The 25,390-nt window shown below is 52.7% G+C and carries 33 protein-coding genes; 24 read left to right on the top strand and 9 right to left on the bottom strand.

Annotation, left to right across the window (positions count from 1 at the left end; translation table 11 throughout):
• Positions 1–177 precede the first annotated feature (177 nt).
• Positions 178–846: a DUF541 domain-containing protein gene (locus E7Z62_01390; protein ID MBE6521775.1), complete on the top strand. Its 669-nt coding sequence runs from the start codon at positions 178–180 to the stop codon at positions 844–846.
• Positions 847–883: 37 nt separating this feature from the next.
• Positions 884–1,528, top strand: a complete 645-nt coding sequence (locus E7Z62_01385) for a class I SAM-dependent methyltransferase (GenBank protein MBE6521774.1) — start codon at positions 884–886, stop codon at positions 1,526–1,528.
• Positions 1,529–1,977: 449 nt separating this feature from the next.
• Here the strand turns inward: E7Z62_01385 and E7Z62_01380 are convergent, their stop codons facing one another.
• Positions 1,978–2,490, bottom strand: coding sequence for a hypothetical protein (locus E7Z62_01380; protein MBE6521773.1), 513 nt, complete (start codon positions 2,488–2,490; stop codon positions 1,978–1,980).
• A gap of 43 nt (positions 2,491–2,533) precedes the next feature.
• Here E7Z62_01380 and E7Z62_01375 point away from each other — a divergent pair, with 43 nt between their 5' ends.
• From E7Z62_01375 to E7Z62_01365, 3 genes are all read left to right on the top strand, one after another.
• A complete protein-coding gene (locus tag E7Z62_01375; GenBank protein MBE6521772.1) occupies positions 2,534–2,938 on the top strand; it encodes a hypothetical protein in 405 nt (134 codons plus the stop codon).
• 5 nt (positions 2,939–2,943) lie between these two features.
• Entirely contained in the window at positions 2,944–3,402 is a 459-nt protein-coding gene (locus E7Z62_01370; GenBank protein ID MBE6521771.1) for a hypothetical protein, read from the top strand.
• 120 nt (positions 3,403–3,522) lie between these two features.
• Entirely contained in the window at positions 3,523–4,371 is an 849-nt protein-coding gene (locus E7Z62_01365) for a DUF1638 domain-containing protein (protein ID MBE6521770.1), read from the top strand.
• A 119-nt stretch (positions 4,372–4,490) separates the two neighbouring features.
• On the opposite strand, the gene E7Z62_01360 is transcribed toward E7Z62_01365, so the two are convergent.
• On the bottom strand, positions 4,491–4,889 hold the full coding sequence (locus E7Z62_01360) for a pyridoxamine 5'-phosphate oxidase (protein MBE6521769.1): 399 nt from the start codon (positions 4,887–4,889) through the stop codon (positions 4,491–4,493).
• Positions 4,890–5,554: 665 nt separating this feature from the next.
• Between E7Z62_01360 and E7Z62_01355 the strand changes: the two genes are divergently transcribed.
• The 5 genes from E7Z62_01355 to E7Z62_01335 all read left to right on the top strand — a co-directional run bounded on the left by E7Z62_01355 (position 5,555) and on the right by E7Z62_01335 (position 8,284).
• On the top strand, positions 5,555–5,854 hold the full coding sequence (locus E7Z62_01355; GenBank protein MBE6521768.1) for a hypothetical protein: 300 nt from the start codon (positions 5,555–5,557) through the stop codon (positions 5,852–5,854).
• A gap of 173 nt (positions 5,855–6,027) precedes the next feature.
• Positions 6,028–6,474, top strand: a complete 447-nt coding sequence (locus E7Z62_01350) for a hypothetical protein (GenBank protein MBE6521767.1) — start codon at positions 6,028–6,030, stop codon at positions 6,472–6,474.
• Positions 6,475–6,483: 9 nt separating this feature from the next.
• Complete coding sequence (locus E7Z62_01345; GenBank protein MBE6521766.1) at positions 6,484–6,717, top strand: hypothetical protein; 234 nt, start codon at positions 6,484–6,486, stop codon at positions 6,715–6,717.
• Positions 6,692–7,528 carry a metal-dependent hydrolase gene (locus E7Z62_01340; protein ID MBE6521765.1) on the top strand — a complete coding sequence of 279 codons (837 nt, stop codon included), beginning with the start codon at positions 6,692–6,694 and terminating at the stop codon, positions 7,526–7,528. The genes E7Z62_01345 and E7Z62_01340 overlap by 26 nt, the downstream gene beginning before the upstream one ends.
• Before the next feature lie 9 nt (positions 7,529–7,537).
• On the top strand, positions 7,538–8,284 hold the full coding sequence (locus E7Z62_01335) for an MBL fold metallo-hydrolase (protein ID MBE6521764.1): 747 nt from the start codon (positions 7,538–7,540) through the stop codon (positions 8,282–8,284).
• Between the two features lie 6 nt (positions 8,285–8,290).
• On the opposite strand, the gene E7Z62_01330 is transcribed toward E7Z62_01335, so the two are convergent.
• Complete coding sequence (locus E7Z62_01330) at positions 8,291–8,815, bottom strand: hypothetical protein (protein ID MBE6521763.1); 525 nt, start codon at positions 8,813–8,815, stop codon at positions 8,291–8,293.
• Positions 8,816–8,854: 39 nt separating this feature from the next.
• On the opposite strand from E7Z62_01330, the gene E7Z62_01325 reads away from it, so the two are divergent.
• Together E7Z62_01325 and E7Z62_01320 are read left to right on the top strand one after the other, a co-directional pair.
• A complete protein-coding gene (locus E7Z62_01325; protein ID MBE6521762.1) occupies positions 8,855–9,868 on the top strand; it encodes a hypothetical protein in 1,014 nt (337 codons plus the stop codon).
• Between the two features lie 114 nt (positions 9,869–9,982).
• Positions 9,983–10,318 carry a hypothetical protein gene (locus E7Z62_01320; GenBank protein MBE6521761.1) on the top strand — a complete coding sequence of 112 codons (336 nt, stop codon included), beginning with the start codon at positions 9,983–9,985 and terminating at the stop codon, positions 10,316–10,318.
• A 33-nt stretch (positions 10,319–10,351) separates the two neighbouring features.
• On the opposite strand, the gene E7Z62_01315 is transcribed toward E7Z62_01320, so the two are convergent.
• The gene (locus E7Z62_01315) at positions 10,352–10,708 is read right to left on the bottom strand and encodes a helix-turn-helix transcriptional regulator (protein MBE6521760.1); all 357 of its coding nucleotides are present in this window, start codon (positions 10,706–10,708) and stop codon (positions 10,352–10,354) included.
• 84 nt (positions 10,709–10,792) lie between these two features.
• On the opposite strand from E7Z62_01315, the gene priS reads away from it, so the two are divergent.
• Positions 10,793–12,349 carry a hydroxylamine reductase gene (gene priS / locus E7Z62_01310; protein ID MBE6521759.1) on the top strand — a complete coding sequence of 519 codons (1,557 nt, stop codon included), beginning with the start codon at positions 10,793–10,795 and terminating at the stop codon, positions 12,347–12,349.
• A 143-nt stretch (positions 12,350–12,492) separates the two neighbouring features.
• Entirely contained in the window at positions 12,493–13,383 is an 891-nt protein-coding gene (locus E7Z62_01305) for a protease (protein MBE6521758.1), read from the top strand.
• On the opposite strand, the gene E7Z62_01300 is transcribed toward E7Z62_01305, so the two are convergent.
• Complete coding sequence (locus tag E7Z62_01300; protein MBE6521757.1) at positions 13,377–14,669, bottom strand: bifunctional hexulose-6-phosphate synthase/ribonuclease regulator; 1,293 nt, start codon at positions 14,667–14,669, stop codon at positions 13,377–13,379. The two genes, E7Z62_01305 and E7Z62_01300, sit on opposite strands and share 7 nt — an antisense overlap.
• Before the next feature lie 195 nt (positions 14,670–14,864).
• On the opposite strand from E7Z62_01300, the gene E7Z62_01295 reads away from it, so the two are divergent.
• From E7Z62_01295 to E7Z62_01285, 3 genes are read left to right on the top strand one after another with little or no spacing between them, the layout of a single operon-like run.
• On the top strand, positions 14,865–15,401 hold the full coding sequence (locus E7Z62_01295) for a YbjN domain-containing protein (GenBank protein ID MBE6521756.1): 537 nt from the start codon (positions 14,865–14,867) through the stop codon (positions 15,399–15,401).
• Between the two features lie 12 nt (positions 15,402–15,413).
• Complete coding sequence (locus tag E7Z62_01290) at positions 15,414–15,896, top strand: hypothetical protein (protein MBE6521755.1); 483 nt, start codon at positions 15,414–15,416, stop codon at positions 15,894–15,896.
• Positions 15,893–16,528: a DUF367 family protein gene (locus E7Z62_01285; GenBank protein MBE6521754.1), complete on the top strand. Its 636-nt coding sequence runs from the start codon at positions 15,893–15,895 to the stop codon at positions 16,526–16,528. Before E7Z62_01290 ends, E7Z62_01285 begins: the two co-directional genes overlap by 4 nt.
• Here the strand turns inward: E7Z62_01285 and E7Z62_01280 are convergent.
• From E7Z62_01280 to E7Z62_01265, 4 genes are all read right to left on the bottom strand, one after another.
• Positions 16,409–16,960, bottom strand: coding sequence for a GNAT family N-acetyltransferase (locus E7Z62_01280; protein ID MBE6521753.1), 552 nt, complete (start codon positions 16,958–16,960; stop codon positions 16,409–16,411). The two genes, E7Z62_01285 and E7Z62_01280, sit on opposite strands and share 120 nt — an antisense overlap.
• Positions 16,961–17,044: 84 nt before the next feature.
• Positions 17,045–17,290: a hypothetical protein gene (locus E7Z62_01275; GenBank protein ID MBE6521752.1), complete on the bottom strand. Its 246-nt coding sequence runs from the start codon at positions 17,288–17,290 to the stop codon at positions 17,045–17,047.
• 25 nt (positions 17,291–17,315) lie between these two features.
• Entirely contained in the window at positions 17,316–17,549 is a 234-nt protein-coding gene (locus E7Z62_01270; GenBank protein MBE6521751.1) for a hypothetical protein, read from the bottom strand.
• 43 nt (positions 17,550–17,592) lie between these two features.
• Positions 17,593–18,576, bottom strand: a complete 984-nt coding sequence (locus E7Z62_01265) for a hypothetical protein (GenBank protein ID MBE6521750.1) — start codon at positions 18,574–18,576, stop codon at positions 17,593–17,595.
• Positions 18,577–18,771: 195 nt separating this feature from the next.
• On the opposite strand from E7Z62_01265, the gene E7Z62_01260 reads away from it, so the two are divergent.
• From E7Z62_01260 to E7Z62_01230, 7 genes are all read left to right on the top strand, one after another.
• Positions 18,772–19,008, top strand: coding sequence for a hypothetical protein (locus tag E7Z62_01260; protein MBE6521749.1), 237 nt, complete (start codon positions 18,772–18,774; stop codon positions 19,006–19,008).
• A gap of 65 nt (positions 19,009–19,073) precedes the next feature.
• A complete protein-coding gene (locus E7Z62_01255) occupies positions 19,074–21,092 on the top strand; it encodes a minichromosome maintenance protein MCM (protein MBE6521748.1) in 2,019 nt (672 codons plus the stop codon).
• Complete coding sequence (locus tag E7Z62_01250; protein ID MBE6521747.1) at positions 20,983–21,387, top strand: DUF424 family protein; 405 nt, start codon at positions 20,983–20,985, stop codon at positions 21,385–21,387. The genes E7Z62_01255 and E7Z62_01250 overlap by 110 nt, the downstream gene beginning before the upstream one ends.
• Positions 21,381–22,415, top strand: coding sequence for a hypothetical protein (locus E7Z62_01245; GenBank protein ID MBE6521746.1), 1,035 nt, complete (start codon positions 21,381–21,383; stop codon positions 22,413–22,415). Before E7Z62_01250 ends, E7Z62_01245 begins: the two co-directional genes overlap by 7 nt.
• A gap of 38 nt (positions 22,416–22,453) precedes the next feature.
• Positions 22,454–23,551, top strand: a complete 1,098-nt coding sequence (locus tag E7Z62_01240; protein MBE6521745.1) for an ABC transporter substrate-binding protein — start codon at positions 22,454–22,456, stop codon at positions 23,549–23,551.
• Positions 23,552–23,564: 13 nt separating this feature from the next.
• On the top strand, positions 23,565–24,572 hold the full coding sequence (locus E7Z62_01235; GenBank protein ID MBE6521744.1) for an iron ABC transporter permease: 1,008 nt from the start codon (positions 23,565–23,567) through the stop codon (positions 24,570–24,572).
• A 41-nt stretch (positions 24,573–24,613) separates the two neighbouring features.
• Positions 24,614–25,357 carry an ABC transporter ATP-binding protein gene (locus tag E7Z62_01230; GenBank protein MBE6521743.1) on the top strand — a complete coding sequence of 248 codons (744 nt, stop codon included), beginning with the start codon at positions 24,614–24,616 and terminating at the stop codon, positions 25,355–25,357.
• The last annotated feature ends 33 nt before the right edge of the window (positions 25,358–25,390 follow it).

Below are 25,390 nucleotides of genomic sequence, written 5' to 3'. Positions count from 1 at the left end.
AATCGAAGAATAGTACCTGTTTTTCGTTTTTACCCTTTATATACTTTATTTATAAATCCAGACATGTCGAAAATACGAGAATTTAAATAGATAACAAACATAACAACCAGCTGTTATTATACTCATCCACTTCATATCTATCCTGTACGACGAAAGGTCGCATAGGATAGTGATAGAATGGAAAGAACGATCACGATGAGGGGCAGGGCTACGGTCACCGCCCCTTCGGACATAACTGTTGTATCGATGAGGGTCTCCGGCAAGGAACAGACCTTCGAGGGCGCCGTGAAGGCGATGACGGAATCCACCGTGAAGCTAAAGGATGCCGTCGAGGATGCGGGGATCCCCAGGAAGTCATTCAAGACCTCGGAGCTCTCCGTGGACCTTGCATACCGCAAGGAAAGGATTGGGAAGGACAAGTACGGAGACGACAAATACAGAGATGTGCCAGATGGCTTCAGTTACAGTCAGAAGGTCTTCTTCGAATTCAAGAACGACAACGAGAAGCTCTCCAAGGCCCTGTCGAACATCATGGACTGCGGGGTGACCCCGAGGATCGACTTCTACTTCAAGAGCAGTAACGTTGAGAAGATGAAGAACAAGGCGCTCGCAGAGGCATGCAGGCACGCTCAGGAGGAGGCTAGGACAATAGTAGAATCCGTGGGCGCGAAGCTCGGGAAGCTCATCCGCGTGGACAGGAACTTCAGCTACAGGGATTACGACGAGGAGGAATGCGACTGCAGGATGCCCACGGTCGAATGCTGTGCGAACACGGCCCTCGACATCGATCCCGAGGACACCTCTGTGGAGCAGTCGGTCACGATGGAATGGGAGATAGAGGGCTGAGCGCTGCGCTTATCTCTCCGTCGTCCCATTAGGTGGCATGGGCCCGATGACCGATTTTGAGAAGAGGATGATGTGCAGGATTGCAGGATACGAGCAGCTGCGCATAGCGGTGGACGATGCGGTTGTATCGCGCATCGCTTCCCCTTCATCATGGTTGGATACGGGCTGCGGTACCGGGGGCTCCATCCGCCTTTCCGTCGAGAGGCATCCCGGTACCCGTTTCACCCTTGCGGATCCGTCCGAGGACAATCTAGCGAAGGCGAAGGAGACCATCGGTGCATACGGTTACGCCGCCGGTCCGACCCATCTCCTAGACTTCCCCGATTCATCCTTCGATGCGATCACATCGATCCTCTCTCACCACTATTATTCCGATAGGGAGCAGAAGAGGAAGGCGGTATCGAACTGCTTTAGGATGCTCAGGGAAGGCGGCGTATACGTCACTGTAGAGCATACGGTCCATTCCGGGGAACAGGACTCCTACGACAGGGAATGGGCCTCCTACATGAGGGGGAGGGGACTCCCCGAGGACAGGATCGAGGAGATGTTCGAAAGGAGGGATACGGTGTATTTCCCCATGTCCGAGGATGAGCTAAAAGCATTGATCCTCTCATGCGGTTTTTCGGAAGCGGAGGTATTTTGGAGGTCCTGCTCCGACGTAGGGATAGTCGCTGTCAAGTGATTTTTCCCTGTTCTAGAGAACCGGATTTTTCATGAAATTTTTTTATTGAAAAATTGCCAAAAATGACCTTGAAATAAGCATTTTAGAGAGGCATTCCGAACCCCTAATTTTTCTTCTCGAAAAATGTATTTTTCTGCCTTTTGAAAATTCGATTTTCACAGTCATTTCTGATATGTGAAAAACCCTTTTGGATCGATGCAGAAAATGTACATCCAGCATATTTTATGAAATGTATTTTTCAACGGTTTCAAAAATTATATTTCTGACATTTTTAGCAAAGAAAAAAATGTGCAGTTTATGACCCTTGAATTTTGTATTTTTTACCCTTGAAAAAATTGATTTTCCGAGCACTTTTTTTCATGAAAAATATGACCCCGAAAAAATAGTAAGTAACGGTGTTTTTACAACCTGTTCTTCGTAATTTTTCATTCTCGGAAAATTCAGATTTTTCAATCCTTCTTCTCGTATGCGAACCTGTATCTGTATTCGGTCTCCTCCGGTCTGATGAAGATGAACTTCACCCATTCCTTCAGCGGGGGCACCTTCCTCATGGGAGGGGTGTGATACCTTCTGACGCTCGGAAGGAACATGATCCCTATCGATACGGACATGATGATCAGGAGCACCCACGGGCTGATGAAGAAATAACCGAATTCGAAGACATAGTAGATGACTGTCATCGGTATCAGTATTATCAGCGTCCTGACCGTCGACCTCCACGAATATCTGTCCGATGACGGTATGCCTATCATCGCCCTGATGGTCAGTGTGGTCATGGCGATCACGATCACTATGAGGGCTGTGTTGCGTACCCAATTATCTCTCCAGCCGGAGACCTCGAGATAGTAGAACAGATTCATGTTGCGGATCAGGACGTATGTGAGGATGAATTCGACCACGTACAGTATTGCGGGCATGTTGAACGCCTTGACCCGCTTAACTATACTGTCGAATAAGTTCATGAATGCGCACATTTTTCTATTTCTATAAAGGGTTCGGTCAATCATGGCGATTCCGGGGGCGGACAGATTCCTCAACTGCGTGCTCAACCGCAGCAAGAAGGACATCATTCTGAAGATACTGGTCCTGCTGCTGGTCGTCCTGGGTACGCCCGCCTACATGCTCAACGGGATAGTGAGCTATCAGCTCGGCACAGAGTTCGATCTTTCCCAGTTCTTCAATGTCGTGCTCTTCATGTGCGTGGTGGCAGCCTATGTCATGTACAGCATCGTGAAATCGCTGGTGCAGCACAAGGAACGCGATGTCGAGTGGATGTCCGCGCTCATAGAATATGCATCGTATTTCGGAGGGGATACGCAGAAACTCTCGGACATCAGGGACGATCTCCAGGGTCTGGTCACCAGGAATTATCAGAGGGGGCGTTCATCCTATTCGTCGCCATATCTGTAGCGATCGTGATCCAAGCAGTATTGGATATGCTATGGCTGATCCAATTCGAGCAGCTCGGTATCTTGGAGGTATTCGATATGGCGTTCATATTCGTGATATTGAGCATCATATGCCTCATCGTGCATGACAGGATATCCATGATCGACGTTCTGCAATACAGATTCACCCTGGTGTTCTCGAAGATGATGAATGACGAGGATCATCATTTGGACCCGATGCCGAAGATCGTCTGGAGGAGCAAGCCTCTGAGGCACATGTTCCTGATGATGGCCACCTTGGGATTCTACTCCATCCCGTATGCGCTCTGGACGGTGCACCAGACGAATCTGCATATCAAGCGTCAGTGGACGTACGAGAGGGCCGCGTTGGAATGGATGGCCCGCAGGGACGGTGCAGTAGCGGTGGAGAAGTTGGAGACCGTGACCAGGAAAGGTATACTCCACAATTTTAAACGCGTCATATGATACTATCCCAGTCTCGCCACATGAGCCGTCTTCTCTTTCAGGCTTCGTAGAAATGTCAGTTTTAGACACGTCCGTTCAGCAATCGTCAACGATATATCATTCTCAGCAGATGTCGGCTTCATGGCAAAAGGAGTCCTTGGGATCATCATATGCCCGATGCTGGATGACAATCTCGTCTATAGTCTCAACAAGGATCCGGAGGAGAAGGACATCGTCCTTGCCGACTCTGGGAATCAGGGCCCTATCGCCAGGAAGTTGGAGAGGTTCGGAATTCCCTACCGCACATCCAGTTGGGATGACATAATTTCAGGGAAAACCGCACTCGATCGGAACAGATATTCTGTATTAGTGTACGCATTGAATCTCGGGCTCCATGCAAGACCCGATGTACTGAGGGACAGAGTGGAGAGTCTCTCCAAGCAGATGCAGCCTGTCGTGGACGCCATAGGTTTCTACCTCGGGTCGTGCGGGAATGAAAAATGGGACATTCCTGCATGGTGCAGTAGCATGGGATTCAAACCGTCCGCAACATTCCGCGACCCGCAGAGGAACCCTTGTCCCGACTGTGTAGGCGTCAACATCGCCGGGGGCCCGAAATATCAGGATCTGTTGAAAAGGTATCCTAAGCACATCTATGTCTTCCCTGCATTCGCAGTGAACAAGGATGAATTCAATGAAGCCAACCGCATGGGGTCCGAAGAAGCCTTGGGCGGTCTGGACGAGGAGATGTTGAAGGAACTGGGAATAGAGCCGGGACCTAACGCCTATGAAAGATGGCTGTTAAAGTCCGGGGGCTACGAACATTATCTCAGGATTGATACCGGTCTCGGGGACAGGGATGAATTCGAAGCCGCCCTTAAGGAGTTGCAGAGGACCTCTGGACTGAAGGAAAGGGTTCCCGATGAGAATTGGGGAAGCCTTCAGCCTACCGACGATCTTTATTCCGAATGCAAATCATTCCTCGGATGATCGGATAATACAATCATGAATTCCGCAGGGGCCATTTGCATTCGGCCAATAACCATTACTAAAGCGGCGGGTTAGGATATAATTTCATAAAATGAAGAGGGGTTGTGCCCCCTCGTTTATCAGAAGATCTTGATCTTCTCGTTCGTTACGCTTACGTACTCGGCGCTTCCGCCCTCGAGTGTGAAGAATCCTAACGTCCAGCCCATCTCCTTGTACATGGCTGCGAGCTGGGGCATGACGTTCTCGACGACAGCCATGAGCCTTGCATCGTCGCTGAAGACCGCCTTTCCGTCCCAGCGGATGAATTCCTCTCCGACGTATGCGAGGATCTCGCACTTGGGGTTGGCCTGGAGCTGTTTGTATACGTCCTTGAAGGTTCCCACTGCGAAGTAGATCTTTCCGTCCAGGAGGATCTTCAGTCCGAGGACCCTCATCCTGGGCTGGTCGCGGCAGGTGGTAGCGAGGGTGAACACTCCCGCCTTGTCCAGGAATCCGTTGATGTACTGCATGGGGTCGATCTCGAGCTGGAGAGGTTCGATGAGCTGCTTGATCCATTTCTTCTCGTCCTCGGTGATCTCTCCGTCGATGCCGCAGACCAGGAGACAGATGAGGATGATGTCGTCCTTCAGCTTCTCGTCCACCATTCCGAAGATGTCCACCATGAGGTCGATGACCTTCTGGTATGCTCCGGGCTTGTTGAGGCCCATGGCGTTGAACATCTCAATTCCGTCCTCGTAGGTCGTCTCCTTCTCCGCGATCTGGTCGAAAATAGGCTTCAGCAGGAGGTACTCGTTGGGGGACAGCTTTCCGTCCGCAGAGACGGATGCCAGGATGAATTCCATGTAGATGGATACTCCGTCCTTTCCGTCGGCCGTCAGGCTCGACAGCTTGGATATGACGTCCACGGACTTCTCGTTGAACAACTGAGCGAACTTATCGGGGTCCATCTCCTCGATTTTCTTGCATAGAGTGTCGAAACTGCTCATGGACGATGTAACCAAGTTATTCGGTATTAATGGGTTGCTAATTATGTGTTGGAAAGGGTTTTTTAAAGTTATGTTTGAGGGACCGTTTTTCTTATTAAGGGTGGACAGAACTGCCCAGTCTACAAGATTCCCGTTTGTTGACCGCAGTATGCATGTTTTATATTGCGTTCAAAAGCGTAGCCATCTGGTGTTAGATTTTGAAGAACGATGCCGATGAAGAAAAGAAGCAGCTGTATTACGATCAGCCGTTCAAGAGGATGATGGCAAACGGGGTGTTCACATCCAATATCCTGGGCGGATTCATCGAGGAGTTGGAAGGGAAGGATCCCGAGTTCATTATGTCATGTCTAGACCTTACTGACGAGAAGATGATCAGGATGAGGAATTCCGAATCCTCATCAGTTAAGAACGGGGCAATCTACAGGGATGTGATATTCGACCTCACCGTCCCCGGCGAAGGCGACATCAAAGTCAAGTCAATCTGGAGGCGCAGATAGACCCCCGTCCGAAATATCCTCTTGAGGCGAGGGCCGCATACTATGCAAGCAGGGCACTGAGCGATCAGAAGGATGAGATAGGAGACAGGTACGGAAAGCTCTGCAAAGTCTACTCAATATGGATAGTCATGCAGCCTCTGGCCGATTTCAGGAACACTGTATGCAGATACAAGATGGAAGGTCTGTATGATCCGGACTATATGGGGACGCAGCCTATTCCGCCATGCGATTACATGGAGATCGTGATGATTGGTCTTGGTGCTCCGGGTGAGAAGGGATGCACCGCTTTGGGCCTTCTCAATACGGTCTTTTCAAAGGGCTTGGACCTGGACGAAAGAAGGAGACGCGTCGAGGAAGATTATAAAATCAAAGTCGGTCAATCTTTCTATAAAGACATGGAGGCGATGACCACGAACCTAGATGAGGAACTTGAGGCCTATTACAGAAAACTAGGTGCGGAAGACCGTGATCGCAAATGGCTAGATGGTTCTATGAATCTGATATCAAAGGTCATGGAAGCCTGTTCCGTATCTTTCGAGGAAGCACTCATTATGTCTGGATTTGATGATGAAACAAGTCAGTTGCTGAGAGAAGAAGCTAAGAAGAGAACCTCATATTGAGGAGATAATATGAACCTAGATGAGGAACTTGAGGCCTACTACAAAAAACTCGGAGTGGAAGAGACCATCCCCATGTTGGCTAACATCATCATAGGCATAATGGAACGTGATTCAATCTCTTTTGACGAGGCTTTTTCTCTGGGATTTGACGAGGAGTATCGTGATCTCATCAAGTTGGAAGTGGAACGCCGTAACCTCAATCGAAGGACGAATTACAATGAGCGAAAAGGTCCCCGTATATGACAACCACATTCACATGAGCCCGTCCGGCAGGAACGTCGACGCTCTGAAGGAATATCAGGCAGCAGGAGGGACCGGTCTCACTCTGGTGACACTTCCCCATAAGGAGGTACCTATCGCATGCGGGAAGGATTTCGCGAGATCCTACGAGGTCACCTACAGTCTGGCCGATAGGGCGAAGGAGGAGACCGATCTAGAGATCAACATCGCTGTCGGACCCTACCCCATTCTTTTGATATCTCTGGCAGAACGGTACGGCCTGCAGAAGGCGGAGGAGATCATGATCGAGGGCATGGAATATGCCGCGAAGGATGTCGCAGAGGGCCGTGCGTGCGCCATAGGTGAGATAGGAAGGCCCCATTTCCCTGTCGACAAGGAGATATGGGACGCATCCAACAGGGTCCTGCTCAGAGGCTTCGAATTAGCAAGAGAGAACGATGTGCCAATCATCATACATTGCGAGAACGAGCCCGACACGAATGAGTCCCTCGCGCAACTAGCCGACAAGGCAGGTCTCGACCGCGGTCTCGTCGTCAAGCACTCCTCCCCGCCCCTTGTCGCCCCCGAGGAGACTCACGGCGTCATGCCGTCCATTCCCGCATCCAAATCCAATCTCAAGGAGGCCCTGTCCAAAGGTACCGACAGATTCATGATCGAGACGGATTACATCGATGATCTGGAGAAGCCCACTGCAATAATGGCGGTCACCACCGTCCCGAAGAAGGTGTCCGCATGGGTGGCGAACGGCCAGGTCCCCATGGAATCGATTTATAGGATATGCAAGGATATACCGGACTCGCTATACCATCGCTGAGGGAAGGAAATGACCACGAGGATCACATGCGTTTACGACGAGGGCTCCCAGCCCTACACCAGTCTGATCGGGGCCAAAGGCACGGCGCTCCTGGTCGAGAAGGACGGCAAGAGGGTCCTCTTCAACACCGGTCTACGCGATAGATACCTTATCCATAACATAGAGCATCTGGAGCTGGATTTCGATTCGATAGATGCAGTCGTGGTATCTCAGAGCAATCCCTGCGATTCCGCAGCCTTGAACGGTCTCCTGAAGAGGAGGGAGAAACCCGTCGACGTGTACTGTCCCGAAGGACTGTACGGGGACAGATCGTTCTTCTCCAGGGGAGTCGGTCTCTCCCAAGAGCACAAGGACAAGGCGGTCTTCCACCCGATAGGTTCCTGGCAGGAGATAATCCCGGGGATCTTCATCACGCCTTTCTACAAGGATGAGAGGGGGTACGGTGAGACGTTCCTGGTCGTCACTGAAGGCAACAAGGCCGCGCTTCTCAGCGGACGCTGCTCATGCTATCCCGATGCGGTCATCGCGGACGCCAAAGGCATGACGGGTAAGACCCTGAAGGCGTTCATCGGCCCGGTCTGTCTCGAGAAGAGGAAGAAGCCTGTTGCGAAGGCATACTCTGAGATGCTGGCCGAGATTCCGGATCTCTACATCAACCACTGCGTCGGCAGGGACGGCATCGTGAATCTCAGGGTGAACCTCGGTCTCGAAGGCGTGAAGGACTTCTACGTCGGCGACGTGTACACCTTGGAATGATACGATTCAGTATTCGAAGGCGTAGCGGTATCTCTTATCGTTTCTTATCGAGAAGATGTACAGCGTCCAGTGCTTGATGTCAGGCATCTCCACCAAGGGCGGGGTGTAATACCTCCTGATCTTCGGCAGGAACATTATCAGCAGGCTGACCAGGCACAGGCCGGCGATCGGCAGTTCGGTAGGCAGGATCGTTCTTATGAATGAGAATCTCAGCACGAATTCGTTCACCATTATGAATGCGATCTGGATCAGCATGGTCCTGCAGACCAGTCTCCATGATTTCTTCTGGGCGGAAGACATGTTGATCATGGACCTTATGCTCATCTCCGCGGATATCATGTTGGAGATCAGGATGAAGATGTATCTGGCGGCAAGCTCGGGTGTGGACAGGTTGAAGCTCACCGCAAGGGAGGAGTATGCGAAGAGGTTGGTCGACAGGTTGTAAGCCAGCATGACCTCTACCAGATACAGTATGACGGGCATCTTCCCGTTCTTGGCCCTCTCCTTGTCCGTTAACTCGGGCTTCATCATCGATAAGGGTTATAATTCGGCTGATTATAATCTGTTCTCATGGAGAATGCGGCATTAGATAGGTTCCTGAACTGTGTTCTGCAGCGTTCGCGGAAGGATAGGTTTCTGGATCCGTTGGTCATACTCCTCATTATACCGGGATCCCTGTTCATGGAGGGCATCATCATGCTCTCCATCTATCTGGATTGGGGGGTCGTTCCGAAGCTCTCCGTTTCTGGCCAATTATGTTTGGTGATGTTCCTGGTGATGGAGGTGTCATTCATTCTCTATATCCTGATGAAATCGATGACCTTCCATACCAGACGCGATGCGGTCTGGACGGAATCCCTCACAGAATATGCCGAGGGCAAGGGGAAGGATGTTTCGGAACTCAGGAGGCTCTCCGACGATATGGTATCGAATGTGATAGAGAGAGGGAGCCTTGTGGCATTCTTGGCATTCTTGGCAATCTCGTTTTTCATGTTATTGATTTTCTTCCTGATAGATCTCATAAGAACCCCTGAGGACACCCTACTGCTGATAGAGAACATCTTCATCATCGCGGTAATAGCTGAGGCCCTTGTCATCTTCATGCTCATCACTTTGAAGATGGACAGGCTTGACAGCACTCAATGCAGATTCACCGTTCTGTTCGAAGAGCTGATGGGTGATGAACTGATGGCCGGATGCATGTACCTCAAAAGAAGGGATATCAAGAAGGTCCAGGCGGTACTGCTGGTCCTGTCCTTCCTACTTTTCTTGACTGTGATAGTGACCCATGATATCCTGGAGGATTACGGGATAGTTCTGTACCATACGTCCTCCCCGATAGTTCTGTTCCTGATGATCTATTCTGTCCTGCTGTTCTTCTACACTGTCTACGTGATGAACAGGCATCTCAGGGCTCAATGGGGGTACGAGAGCAAGCTGCTGGCGATGATCTCCGTACACGAAGGCGTGAAATCGGTCAAGAGGGTCCAGACAGTATACGATGAGGACGATCAGGGGGACCGTCCAGCGGGCCGTTTCATCAAAGTGAAAAGAATGTTAAGACGTCTAGTCGACGAGATCTGAGAGTAGTATCCGGACAGGATTCTACATGCGGCGTCGGTACAGCGGAATCATCCTGATGTTTAGTTTCTATCTGGATAGCGTCGCGTTATATAGTATCAAAAAGATAGTATGTGCATGTCATCAACTATCGAGACTAAGATGAGCATCTGCGATAAGTACATCAGAGTCATCGCGGACCAGAGAGAGGACGGGACCATAGGGATCAAGGTGGAATCTGACTGCGATGCCCTACAGGGTTTCGCCGAGAATTTGACCATGGTCACCATGGACGATATCCTCAACTTCGAGACCAGCAACATTAACAAGGAAGAGGTGCGCGGGAACATGTCCATGATATGCGTAGCGCCGATCATGGTGTATCAGGCGGCATGGATGGAATGTGGGATGCTGTCCAGGAGGATATTCCCCAAGACTGGACCTATCATCATCGACATGGGCAAGGACGAATGATCGTCCTGTCCCTTCTCCCTTAGTAATAAATCATCATAGTTTGCATTTGCAGCAGTTGAGCTTCTCGCAGGGCTTGTTGTCTATCTTCCATTTGAGCGCCCACATCTTGATATCCAATATGATGTCCGTGAGTTCGAACCCGGCCGGGGTGAGACGGTATTCGCTCCTGATCGGTACCTCGGATGAGTCCACCCTGTGCTCGATCAGCTCCTCCTGTTCCAATTCCTTTAATCTCTCCGTGAGCACCTTGGGGGTGATGCTGACCATCCTCAGATGGAGTTCGGAGAACCTTATCCAATCACCGGATCTCCTCATTTCGAAGAGGATGACCATGGCCCATTTCTTTGAAAGGTAATCGAGAGTGTTGTACACTGTGCAGGTCTCGTGCATGCTTTCTGCTTAGAAACTCGGTGCTATTTATAGTCTAGTATCTATTTGAAATCTAATATCAAAAAGATATCGGAGAATGAGAAAATGAAATGCATGCAGTGTGAGGAGAGCATCGCCGGTACGGGATGCACCAAGAACGGTATTTGCGGAAAGAGCGGAGAACTGGCGGACAGGATGGATAAGCTGATCGCCTCCCTGATAGAGCTGTCATCGGCCACCATCGGCTGCAAGAATGAGGGATTCATCATGGAGATGGACGAGCACGTAGTGGATTCGCTGTTCATGACCCTGTCTAACACCAATTTCGATATACAGAGGATCGATGCCGCCATATCTGTCAGCGATTCCCTGATGAAGAGGGCGGGAAAGCAGTATTCGCTCTTCAATGGCGATTATTCCGTCGATACCTATGATTCGAATGAGGATCTGAAATCCCTGAAGCAGCTTCTCCTATTCGGACTGAAGGGACTTGCCGCATATTATCATCACGCCTACGTTCTGGGCGCATCAGACGCATCTGTCACCGCATTCATCAGGAAGGCGCTGGCGGCGATCAAGAAGGACCTGTACGCAGAGGAACTGATCGCACTGAACATGGAGTGCGGAGAGGTCGGTGCGAAGGCCATGGCCCTTCTGGACGAGTATAACGTTAAGTGCTACGGGAACCCCGAGATCACCCAGGTCAGGACCGGAGTGGGAAAGAACCCCGGTATCCTGATAACCGGACACGACCTAAAGGACCTGGAGCAGCTCCTGGAGCAGACCAAGGGCACCGGGATCGATGTCTACACCCACGGAGAGATGCTCCCCGCCCATGCCTATCCCGCATTCAAGAAGTATGACAACCTGGTAGGCAATTACGGTAACGCTTGGTACCTCCAGAAGGACGAGTTCGAGAAGTTCAACGGACCCATCGTCGCCACCACCAACTGTGTCCTCACCCCCAAGGACGGATACAGGGATAGACTGTTCACTACCGGCACCGCCGGTGTGGAAGGCGTCAAGCACATCCCGGAGAAGGATGGTAAGAAGGACTTCTCGGAAGTTATTGGCATGGCAAAGGGATGCTCCGCACCCACCGAGATAGATGACAAGGTCCTCACCATCGGATTCGCCCATGAGCAGACCCTTGCACTCGCTGGAAAGATCATAGATGCTGTCAAGACCGGGGCGATCAAGAGGTTCGTCGTCATGGCCGGATGCGACGGAAGGGAGAAGGGAAGGGAGTACTATACCAGATTCGCTCAGGAGCTCCCCAAGGACACAGTCATACTCACCGCAGGATGCGCCAAGTACAAGTATAACAAGCTGGACCTAGGGGACATCGGAGGCATCCCGAGGGTCATCGATGCTGGACAGTGCAACGACTGCTACTCCCTCGTGGTCATCGCAAACGCCCTCGCCGAGGCATTCAGCACCGATGTCAACGGACTCCCCCTGTCCTTCAATATCGCATGGTACGAGCAGAAGGCCATCCTCGTGCTCCTCGTGCTCCTGAAGCTCGGTGTCAAGAACATCATGCTCGGCCCCAGGCTCCCCGTGTTCCTTTCACCCGGAGTGACCAGCGTCCTGGTGGAGAACTTCGGCATCAAGGCTAACAGTGAACCTGCGGCCGACAGGATCATCCTCAACATAGAATGAGTCCATACCAGACAAAGACAAACCTTTTCCCGCAGTCAGACGGCTGCGGATCTCTCTTCTCCCGTCACGAGTTTTAACGGATTTTTGCAACAATCGTTCTCAACACCTAAATACAGGGACGATTAGTTGACAGTCGTGATAACATGCGTGCATGGCGTTTCAGAACTGCTGTGATGTTCGTTGCGATGACAGGCCTGCTTGTTGCCTTGGGTTCGATCGTAGGATACATTTTCAAGAATGTATGGACCGGATTCTACATCATGCTGGCCCTGTCACTGGTGATCACATTCGCATCGTTCTTCTTCTCGAAGAAGATGGCCCTCGCGGCCAACAAGGTGCATCTGGTCACACGCGAAGAGGAGCCCAGGCTCTACAACACCGTCGAAAGACTGGCCAACAAAGCAGGCCTTCCGATGCCTGAGGTAGGGGTCTCCGAAGTGCCCATGCCGAATGCGTTCGCAACCGGGCGCGGTCCGAAGGATGCCGCAGTGGTAGCTACAAGACCGCTTCTCAACCTGCTCAGCGATGAGGAGCTGGAAGGGGTCCTCGCCCACGAGCTCTCACACGTGAAGAACAGGGATATCTTGGTGATGTCCGTGGCAGCCGCCCTGGCATCGATCATATCGTTCGCGGCCAGGATGGCAATGTGGTCCGCCTTGTTCAGCGATAACAGGAATGCAGCGGGATTGGTGCTCCTGATCCTTGCCGACATCACCCTGCCCATCGCGGCGATGCTCATCCAGCTGGGTGTATCCAGGAACCGCGAGTACCTCGCGGACGAGACCGGAGCAAGGCTCACCGGCAAGCCCATGGCATTGGCCAGCGCACTGATCTCCCTCGAGAGGGGATGTTCCTCATCACAGAACACATACGACAATCCCTCATGCGCCAGCATGTGGATCTCGAGCCCTTACGGTAAGAAGAAGAGTTCCCTGACTGCCGCCCTGTTCAGGACACACCCTACCACTGAGGACCGTGTCGCCAGGCTCAAGCAGCTCGATGAGGAGATCAACGGAGTCCGTCACGCTTACTGAACGGGCTCCCATTTAGACAATTCATTTACCTTCGAGAGAGTGGATCCGCGTTTGATCTCCTCTCTCGTACGGTTCTCCCTTTCATGGACATCAAGCGAACGGTTCGCGACCTCCACGGCCACTTCCTTGGGAACGACTACTATTCCGCTCTCGTCCCCTATGATCCAATCCCCGGTGCGGACCCTCTGCCCGCCCACGGTGACCTCTATGCCGATTCCGCCGTAGCCCTTGGGCTCTCCGGCGCACGGAGCGACGGTCCTTGAGAATGCGGGGAACTTCAGGTCCCTTATGTCATCGATGTCCCTGATGGCCCCGTCTATGACGATACCGTGAGCGCCCATTACCATCGCCGAGCATGTTGCGAGCTCTCCCCAGACCGCTACGGGTGCGCCTCCGACATCCACGACGATGACGTCCCCTTCCTTCACCTTGTCGATGGCCTCGACAGGCTTCGCCCAGTCCCCGTTGGTGGTCTGGACGGTAAGGGCGCGCCCGACCATCCTCTGCCTGTGCTGGAGGGACTGGGGGACGATACCTATCATGACTCCCTGCTTGTGGAACGCATCGGATATGTTGCATGTGGACACCTTGGAGAAAGCCTCGAACAGCTCGTCCTCGGTGTACTTCTTCGAGATACCGGTATCGATCTTCGCTCCGGCCATGGCCTTCTTCACGTTCTCGGCGGCACCTTTGATGTCCCCGGTCTTGATGATGGCCCCGCCGACGATGATGTCCGTTGCACCAGCTTCTGCGTAGAGCCCGGCGTTCTCAGCGGTTATGCCTCCGGCGACCGCTACGGGTATGGAGACGGTCTCCACGACCTTTTTCAGGATGTCTATGGGGGGTTCCTCTCCCTTCATCTGCGTGTCTATGCCCATGTGCAGGCAGATGTAGGACACTCCGAGCTTCTCCACTTCCTTGGAGCGGGCGACCTTATCGGGCACGTTGATCATGTCGACCATTACCTCTGCGCCGTATTTCCTTCCGGCCATGACTGCCTCCTCGATGGTGGAGTCCTCAGAAAGACCCAGCACCGTGATAATATCCGCTCCGGCCTTGGCCATGATCTCCACTTCGACCCCTCCGACGTCCATGGTCTTGGTGTCGGCGATGATCTTCCTTCCGGGGAATTCCCTGCGCAGAGTGCGCACCGCCTCGGCACCTTCGCTCTTGATGAGGGGAGTACCTACCTCCACCCAATCCGCTCCTCCGTCCACGGCCTCGTGGGCGATGACAACGGCTCTGTTCAGCTGCATTAGGTCCAAAGCGATCTGCAATACGGGCATGTTCCATGATTAATCGATGCACCCTATATACCGATTGGGTTCGACATATTATGAACATGTTAGCAAAGAAAGCCACTCAGCTCGCCCGTCTATCATCACATTCAGCTCGATAAAACGATCATCATCGTGGCGGACCATCATCGTCATGTCCGCTAAAAAGCTAACCGCGAAGGATGGTCGGCAAATCCTTTAAGAATGGGAGCACATGACGTGACACCCGTCACGGCACAGCCCGGAGGACCTAGCATGTTCGGTTTGAAGAAGGAAGCAGAGAAGACAAGTCAGATGACAGCCGAGGAAGTCTATTCCATGGTCAGGTCAGCCTTCGACAAGGCCGAATTGAAGTACGGAGTCATCCCGGAGAATAAGATCATACAGACAACCTTCATGGGCGATGACCTTCCCATCAAGATGAACATCATCGTCGACGACATGGTCATCCGCTTCGTATGCCTCCTGGATTTCAGGGCAGCCTCTGAGAACTTCAGGGAGGTAGCATGGCAGCTCAACTGCATCAACAAGGAGCTGGTCTTCGGAGGATTCTATCTCGATCCCGAGGACGGTTTCGTGATGTTCGAGGATGCCTTCCCTTACAAGGAGGCCAAGGTCTCCGAGGAATTCATCCTCGCATTCTCCAAGCTCATGGGGCAGACCGTGGACAAGTACGACGGCGACCTGAAGAAGATAGCCGAGAAGGTTCAGCGTCCCTTCGACGACGCCATGTACGGATGATTTCTGGTGATGATGATGTTCGGTAAGAAGCTAGACAAGAAATTGCGCATACTCTTCCTCGACAGGAAGAACGATTACGTCTCGCAGGTCGCCGAGTATTTCGCCAACGAGATGTACAGCAACACATACGAGGTCTATAGTGCCGGTTTCGAGCACGATATCATAGACTGCGACCTCATCTCCGTGATGTATCAGAACGGGGAGGACATGAGAAGGCAGATCGCCAAGGACCTCAAGGACGATGAGCATCTCCCCAAGGACGACAACTACGATTACGTCATCTATCTGGAGCAGCCGATCTTCGACGAGTTCTCAAAGAAGTCCCCCTGGCAGGGACATCAGATTATCGCACCCATGAAGCTGAGGAAGGATTTCACCGCCACCGACGATGCCGAGCTCTACGACGAGTACGTCGAGGTCATCAATCAGGTCAAGGAATGGGTGAAGGAGAACCTCAGGGATCCCGAGAACCTTGCCAAACTGGTATCAGCATGATCCCGGTGATCATCTACGACAAATGTCAGTGCGACCCAAAGAAGTGCACCGCGAAGAGGATGATGAAGTTCGGCCTCGGAAAGGAGGCCAAGACCCTCTGGGCGATCCCCAAGGGATCGATAGTACTCTCTCCATTTTCGGATAAGGCAATGTCTCCGGCGGATATACATCACGCAAGGAAGGGGCTCGTCGTCATGGACCTCACATGGACGAACATCGACGAGTTCCCCAGGCTGAAGAATGTGGAAGAGAGGGCACTGCCGTATCTGCTGGCATCCAATCCGATCAACTGGGGCCGTCCGATGGAGCTGAACAGCGCTGAGGCCGTCATGGCCGCTTTGTATATCCTGGGCGAGAAGGAGCAGGCCGCACAGTTCTTAGAGAGATTCAATTGGGCACCGGAGTTCATGCGCCTGAACGGCGAGATGCTCGAGGATTATTCCAAGGCAAAGGACAGCACCGAAGTGGTCCGCATACAGAACGAGTATATCGAGGCCGTGACCAGACAGCGATCAGTCGCTCGACAGTATCGCATACAGCCAAAGATCGCTGAACGTCCCGTTGGGATTGCGCTGCGCATCGCGCATCACACCCTCGAACTTCATCCCGATCTTCTCCAGCACTCTTTTTGATGCTACGTTCTCAGGATGATGCGAAGCCTGGACCCTGTGAGCGAAAAGACGGTTTATCGCGAATTTCACCACAGCTGAAGTGGCCTCTGTTGCATATCCGTTGCCCCACCATTTGCTCCCAACGCTGTAACCTAGCTCGCAGGATTCCGATTCGTGGTCGATATCGAACAATCCTATCGACCCTATCACTTCGCCGTCGAGCGTTATCGCCCACCCGTAGAAATCCAGATTGTTGTCGTATTCCCACAGATGGCGCCGTATGAACTCGTATGTTCCTGCCAATGTCTCGCACGGACTGAAACTGATGTACCTGTTCACGAGAGCATCCTTGCCATAGTTCTCGTAGGTCTGTTCGGTGTCCGATTCGCGGAAACGCCGAAGCACCAGTCTGTCAGTGACTATATCCATAGTTCCTAGACGTCTCATCGTCATCCCCTCCAGATGACTATTGGAAAATTATCGTCGTCTCGGTTATATAGCCGTTTTGCGAAAAGTGAGATTCGCAGACGCAGGTTGTCATTCCTTGAATCTTGACCGAACTTTTTCTCTAATATCGGAAGGTATCATCTGAATACTTTTATCAAGAGTCCATCCATCGGCAATCATTCTTTTGACGATTTCAACATTGCTTTCAATCAGAAGCTCCTTTTGTTTAGACATCTGTTCAGCGGTATAGAGCTCTCCGGATTCCAGCATCTTTTGTATCTTTTCCTCCACCCTGTCCTCGATGATGGCCTCTCTGAGATCGCTGCCCATGCTCATCTAATCACTTTCCAGATTCCTTCTTTCACTCGCTTATGATCCTTTTTCTGACTTCGCCCTGGTATTCTTCAGGGATGTATTGAAGACTCTTGTCTAAGGCTATTCCGTCATCCATCATCTTTTTGACGATTTCGATATCATTCTCAATTTGTTCCTTTCTTTTTTGTTCAGCGGTATAGAATTCCCCAGCTTCTATTCTTTTCTGGATCGCTTCCTCCACCCTGTCCTCGATGATGGCCTCTCTGAGATCGCTGCCCATGCTCATCCTTATTCGCTCCTTATTCGCAAACAACAAAAAAAGATCAATTGGAATCTGTAATCCTCTTTTCAACTTCCTCTCTGATGTCGGAAGGTATCATCTGAAGACTTTCATCGATAGGCATCCCTTTGTTGATCAGTTTTCTTACAGTCTCGGCATGGCTTTCGATCAGAAGTTCCTTTTGTTCAGCCATCTGTTCAGCGGTATAGAATTCCCCAGCTTCCAGTCTTTTCTGGATTGCTTCCTCCACCCTGTCCTCGATGATGGCCTCTCTGAGATCGCTGCCCATGCTCATCCTTATCCTCTCCAGGCTTTCGGATAATTCATTGTCGATTCTGATTTTAAAAGCGTCGGCGATACGATTTTCGCGCTCCTTCTTCCCCAGTTCGTCTGTGAATATGGTGTTGAGGATGCCCAGCATGTCATTCGGGACCTCCGAATCGGGGCTCCCTATGTTCACGAACAGTATATCGACGAGATCCATCTCCGGTATCCTGATCCCGGTGTCGGATGGCCATTCGCACACACCTTTCATTTTGTATCTGATTATTTTGTTCCTGTAGTCCGCATTAGGATGCAGCATGATCCATACCGCGTACACCTTCTTCACCTTCCCGTACTCCTGTTTCCTGAAGTCCTTGTCCTTCTGGTCGCTGAGCAGGTATGAGGCGTAGACCATGGCCCTGTTCGTAATCGGATAGCCGGGATTGCTCCTTCCCTGCCCTTCCACACCGAGTATGAGCCCCACCCTGTCCTCCTTCGAGGGGAACCTGATGTCGAAGATGCAGTCGGCGTTCACCATGCCCATATGGCTGTTCCTCAGCTCGGTCTCCCTTCCGGTGATGTACTCCATCCCATCAGGCGAGAGGCATCCCTTGATGTAGTCCAGATCTTTGTCCTTCAGTTCGGGGATCCAGTCCCTCACGAGTCTCGCCAGAATATCGGTTCTGTGCATCACCGATTTGAATGCCGCGTCGAATTCGTTCTCGTTCTTGTCAATCGTGTCGTGTTCCGTGTTTTTGTCCATCGAAGTCACGGACACATGTTGTTGTTCTTCGGAATATAAAGGGCCGATACTGCGGTCAATATGACAATTATTAACAGTGTTAATAATCGGTGTGAAAAATGCGTGTTCCGACCTCATCCGATGCATTCTTAGGTTACCCTTTCCGACGTCGGAGACAACGTATCATATACTTCGGCGATGTATTCCGAAGGGCGCATGAACGACAGCACTCTAGAGATGATATGGGAAGCCCTGGGGAACGAGAAGATTACCACCAGGGATGCCAGCGAAAGGCTCGAGAATCTATTCGGCTACCGCTGCCCTGACGATCTGGCCAAGACCCTTTCCAAATACCGCAAGGAAGGGACCGTGAAGGGAGAGATCTCCATGGACCTCGGCGGATGGGTCTGGTGGGTGGATGACGAGTGCCGTTCAAAGGGGGGATTGCAGTGACATACGAGGACAGCGAGATAGCGAAGGTATGGGAGACGGTGCTCTCATCCGACAAGTACCGTGTTATGATAGCGGATATCAGCGATAACTATCCCCAGAAGAAGAGCGTGAACGTCGATTACGACGACGTGAACATGTACGACATCTCCTTCGCATCGTATCTCCTCGAAGAACCCGACAGGTGCCTCGAGATCGGAAGGAAGGCCGTCATGGACCTTGTCCCCAACATAGACCGCCCCGGCCACGGCATAAACGTGAGATTGTTCAACCTTCCGAGGGACGCGAAGGTCGACATCAGGAATCTTAGGGCGGACCATCTCGGAAGGCTAGTAGCCGTGGAGGGATTGGTCAGGAAGGTCACCACCGTCAAGCCCCGTATCACATACGCTCTTTTCAGATGTGCCAGATGCGGTTCGGAGATATGGATGGAGCAGACGGGGATGATCCTCAAGGAACCCCTCATGTGCAACAATCCCGACGGGAGCTGCAACAAGCAGGCGACGCGTTTCATACAGGATCTGAAGCAGTCCACCTATACCGATACGCAGAAGATCGAGATACAGGAGAGGCCTGAGGGTCTCAGGGGAGGTTCTCAGCCCGAGAGGCTGGTCGGTTACGTCGAGGACGACATCGCAGGAATCGTCACCGCGGGTAACAGCGTCACGCTCAACGGTGTGCTTCGCTCGGTCGAGAAGTACGAGAGGGACAAGTCCACAGTGTTCGAGACCTATCTCGATGTCATATCCGTCGATTTCGAGCAGCACGAGTACGACGAGATACAGATCACGGAGGAGGACGAGAGGAACATCATCAGCATGTCCAAGGACCCCAACCTCTACAACAACATCATCAAGTCCATCGCGCCCTCCATCTTCGGTATGGAGGAGCAGAAGAAGGCCATCGCACTCCAGCTCTTCGGCGGATGCCACAAGGAGATGGACGACGGTACGAATCTCAGAGGGGACATCCACATCCTCATGATCGGAGATCCCGGAGTCGCCAAATCGCAGATCCTGAGGTATATGAGCAGTCTTGCTCCCAGAGGAATCTACGCATCCGGTAAGTCCGCATCGGCGGCAGGATTGACGGCAGCGGCGGTAAGGGATGACTTTGGAGACGGAAGATGGACGTTGGAGGCGGGTGCGCTCGTCCTGGCCGATAAGGGTTTGGCATGCATCGATGAGTTGGATAAGATGACGGACCAGGACAGGTCGTCGCTGCACGAGGCGATGGAGGCCCAGAGGATATCCGTCGCGAAGGCGGGAATCAACGCAACCCTCCAATGCAGATGCTCCATGTTGGCAGCCGCCAACCCCAAATACGGAAGGTTCGAGGAGGAGACCAGCATCTACGACCAGATAGACCTGCCCGCACCTCTGGTGTCGCGTTTCGATCTGATAGAGATCCTCACTGACAAACCCGATAAGAAGCACGACCAGCAGCTGTCCTCACATATCCTGGACACCCAGAGGAGAGGAGAGGCCAGGATGCTCCCTGAGGGTACGGAGATAGAGGACCTCGACATCAACGACATCATGACCAGGACGAACATCCTGAAACCAGTGTACGACATCGAGACCCTGAGGAAGTACGTCGCGTACTCCAAGCGCATAGTCCCCGTCATGACGGAGGATGCCCAGAGGATCATACAGGAGAGTTTCCTGAGGATCAGGGGTCTAGGGAGCGGAGGGTCCGTCCCCATCACCGCCAGGCAGCTCGAGGGATATGTCCGTCTCTCCGAGGCATCTGCCAGGATGCGTCTGTCACGCACGGTCACCGAGCAGGATGCGAACAATGCCGCGGAGCTCATCGAGGCCTATCTGAACAGGATCGCAGGGAACGGTGACGGAACATACGATATTGACAAGATCGCCAGCGGTGTTTCCACCAAGGACCGCAACAAGCTGGACATAGTGCGCGGAATCCTGAGGGAGTTCGGAGCGGACGGTCTGACCACCGAGGAGATAATCCGCCATGCCGAAAGTCAGGGACTCCAGCCCAGCGAGGTGGAGCGCACGCTCAAGACGCTCAACGACGGCGGGGAAATATTCAAGAGTCCCTCAGGCATCTATAGGATGGCCTGATAACATGTTCGCGAAGATCCACAGGAACGAGAGGGACACCATCCTTGCTGCATGCGACGAGGAACTGGTGGGCAGGTCCTTCAGGGACGGCACAGCCAGACTGGATGTCAGCGAGATATTCTACAAGGGAGAGGTCCTGGACAGGACCGGTATGGCGGAGCGTATGAAGAACGTCTCCATCATGAATCTGGTCGGATCCGAGGTCGTGGCGATAGCCATCGAGGAGGGATACGCCTCCGCCGAGGACGTCATCGAGATCGACGGCGTCAAACACGTTCAGGTAGTGTTATTGTGAGCTTCTGCGTCAAGTGCGGCCGCGACTGCGAGGAATCCCTGAACGGGATGTGCATCGACTGCTGGCTTGACGGCCGTAAGCTCACCGAGCTCCCGCACCATGTGGACCTGAAGGTCTGTACGAACTGCGGGGAGTTCCTTTTCGGTGACAGATGGGTAAAGAAGGAGCTCACGGAAGCGGTCCAGGATGCGGCCGCGGACAGCCTGAGCGTCATACGTGATGCGAAGGTCGTCGGGGTCAGCACCGAATACGAATGTCAAGACCCCTATGTGTATGTGGTCAACGTCTACACCGAATGCGACGTCATGGGCTACATCGCTCAGGACAAGGCATCTACGATCGTCCGTATCAAGAATAATGTCTGCAAGAGGTGCTCCAGACAGCTGGGCAGCTATTACGAGGCGATCCTCCAGATACGCACGGGGGCCAAGGGAGGTCTGAAACCGGAGCAGAAGGAGGAGGCGCTGGCCTTCACCGAGGAATATGTCGCAAGGGCGGTATCGACCAACAAATCACTGTTCATCACGAAGATGGAGCTCGTCACCGGAGGTGTCGACGTCTATCTCTCATCAATTTCTCTGGGAAAGAATCTGGCGAAGGAGTTCTCGGAGGTGTTCTGCGCAGAGACCAAGGAGTCCCCGAAACTCGTCGGTCAGACCACGGATGGGCAGGACATGTACCGCCTCACCTATCTGGTCAGATTGCCGGAGTACCATGTCGGGGATGTCGTGATATTCGAGAACAGGTACTGTAAGCTCACTCGTGTCTCCGGGAGCGGAGGACGTGTGCTGGACCTCATGAACTTCAGGGAGAGGTCTGTGAGGAAGTCGGATATGCCGGACATTAAGCTGTACGAGAAGGCAGACGATCTGAAGGAGGCCACCGTCGTCAGTCCAGGCGCAGGGGAGATACAGGTACTCCATCCCGACAACTATTCCACCGTAGATCTCAGGATCCCCGAGGGATACGAGGTCGGGGAGACCGTCAGGACTGTCGTCATCGACGACGTTCTCTACCTGGTCCCTTGAAAATAATATTTTTCTACTGAATAGTGTTACCACCGATCATGAAGGTAGGCATCGCTCTCTTGATGGCGGCGGTATTGCTGGTCTCGGCAGTGTCGTTGGATGATCAATCCGATGCCTCATCTATCATAGTGACCGATGGAATCGGGAACACCCTCACCTTGGACCACCCGGTGGACAGGATAATCACCGTCGGTACGGGGATCACAGCTACTGTGATCGGCATAGGTTCGCTCACGAAGATCTCCGTATGCGACAACTATGCTTACAACAACAAGGATCCGATCTTCGACGGGTTGAGGGAGCTGGTCGCAGAAGGAAAGGTTCTGGCAGGAGGGAACATCTACTCCAGCGGAATTGATCAGCTGAAGAAGGATATCATATATGTGGCGGATCCGGAATCCGGGAACTTCGACAGGGAGAATGATGTAGTGGTCGTAACCGGCTCCGAGACGTACCGCAATAACATCGTCCCTTACCTGAAAGAGAACAAGTTCAGGAATATCATGCAGTGGTCCGATATCACTGAGTATGACGACATCATAGGTTTTGCGGAGACCGTCTCCATGGTCTGCAGCGGAAAGGTCGTCAAGGCCGTGGACGATATGCGTTTTGTCACGGAATATGTGGAGGACACGCTCGAGCGCGAGAAGCCCGTGCAGAAGAATGCTTTCTATGTGACGTTCTCAGCGAACGTCTTCAAGGTCGGGAACAAAGGGTCTCTGGCGACATCGATGATAATCGAGGCTGGAGGGAACGCATTCACAGTGGATCCCTCGCAGAAGGCCAGCACATACGAGGCCAACATCACCGACCTGGTATCCAAGCATCCCGGATGTCTGGTGTTCGTTGACAATTCCATCGTATCGGATCAGGATAAGCTCAAGATGCTGACCGCGCAGGTCGGCGACAGCGCGAAGCTGGTGCCCCTGCAGAGCATTTGGAATAACTACACCCTGAAGAGCTCAGAGGGCCTTTGGACTATGGCTTGCGCCATGTACCCCGATCTCTTCGAGGGGGATGTGCCTTCGATAGACGATTACGACGAGGTAGGGATGACAGGATACTTCCTTTCCGGATTGGCGATGGTCTGCATCGTCATCGGGGGTTCGTATCTGCTGATCTGGAGGAGGCCCTGACATGGATGTGAGGATGAAGACCGGGATTGCATTGGTCGTCCTGATCATGGCTGCGCTGTTCTGCATCTTCAAGGACCTATCATGGGTGTCCGCCAACATCTCATACAGCTTCCAGGAGGTCTGGGATGCCCTTATCGGGAACGGATCGTGGGCATCCGAGAGGATCATTCGCGATCAGAATGCGCCCCGTGTCGTGGCCGGCATCCTCGTCGGTGCGGGACTGGCGGTCACCGGTTCCGCGATGCAGGCAGTGTTCAGGAACCCGCTCGCTTCGCCTTACATCCTCGGACTGTCATCGGGAGCCTCCCTGGGAGCCGCGGCAGGGATGATATTCACGATTCCGTTCATCCCCGCGGTACTCGTATCGCCGATCCTGGCGTTCGTGACCTGCTTCCTCACCATGATATTGGTCTATTCCATGGCCCGTGCCGGCGGGAGCGTGCGCACGGAGACCCTCATCCTTTCAGGAGTTGCAGTATCGGCCCTGATGTCCGCTCTGGTCTCTTTCATGACATTCATCGCCGGGGACAAGCTGGAGGGTATAGTGTTCTGGTCGATGGGTAATCTGGGCAACGCAGATTGGAATGAGATCGCATTCATGATCCCGGTGATCATCGTCTGTCTGATATTGCTGATAACTCAGGCCAAGCCCCTCAACGCCATGATGATCGGCGACATACACGCTATGGACTTGGGAGTGGACGTGAAGAAGACCAGGCTGTTCGTCCTGATCCTTTCCACGCTGATGGTGGCCGCTGCGGTATCGTTCGTCGGTGCGATTGGATTCATCGGTCTGGTCATTCCGCACATAATAAGGATACTGATAGGTCCCGACAACCGCCGTATCATGCCCCTGAGCATCATCGGGGGAGCATGTTTCATCCTCATCTGCGACTACATATCGCATGTCATCGCACCCCAGTTCGGTACCCTGCCGATAGGGGTCACCACCGCACTGATAGGAGCGCCGATCTTCGTCTATCTCCTGATCAGAAGGCGCAGGGAGGTGGGTTGGAATTGAGTTTCGAGGTCAAGGCACTCAGGTACGATTACGGGGACCATATGGTCCTCGACGGCATCGACCTGCCCATAGTGGAGGGGGAGATCATAGGCATCCTAGGTCAGAACGGATGCGGCAAGACCACCCTGCTGAAGAACATGAACAGGAATATCAGGCCGCTGAGCGGATGCGTCATGCTTGACGGGGAGGATATACAAGACCTCACCAAGAAAGAGATCGCGTCCAAGATAGCTGCTGTTCCGCAGACCAACGAGATACATTTCGCATTCACCGTCAGGGACATAGTCGCGATGGGCAGGATGCCCTTCCAATCGATGATGGGAGGGGAATCCGCAGAGGATTCCCGCATAATCGATGAGGCTATAGAGAAGACCGGCCTGACCGCTTACAGGGACAGGCACATCAACACGATGAGCGGAGGGGAGAGGCAGAGGGTCATCATCGCAAGGGCCATCGCCCAGACACCGAAAATCCTGCTTATGGACGAGCCCACCCTGCATCTGGACATCAGCATGCAGATAGACGCGCTGAAGCTGGTGCATGCCCTTTCGAAGAATATCGGGATGACCGTAGTCATCGTCTCTCACGATCTTCCGTTGGTCTCCAGGTACTGCGACAGGATCGTCATGATACACGACCACAAGATCTTCGCCGTGGGAACGCCCGAGGAGGTGCTCACGCCGGAGAACATGCGCACCGTCTTCAACGTGGATGCCGAGTTGATGAAGGACAGCAAGACGGGCATGAACACCGTGGCCATCCATGACTCCCTCAATGAGCTTTGATAGTTCAGTATCATCTGAGCGACAGATAAAATA

This window comes from Thermoplasmata archaeon (assembly GCA_015063285.1).
Lineage (GTDB): Archaea > Thermoplasmatota > Thermoplasmata > Methanomassiliicoccales > Methanomethylophilaceae > Methanoprimaticola.
Note: the sequence above shows the minus strand (reverse complement) of the source record. Positions and strands in the feature narration are given on the sequence as shown.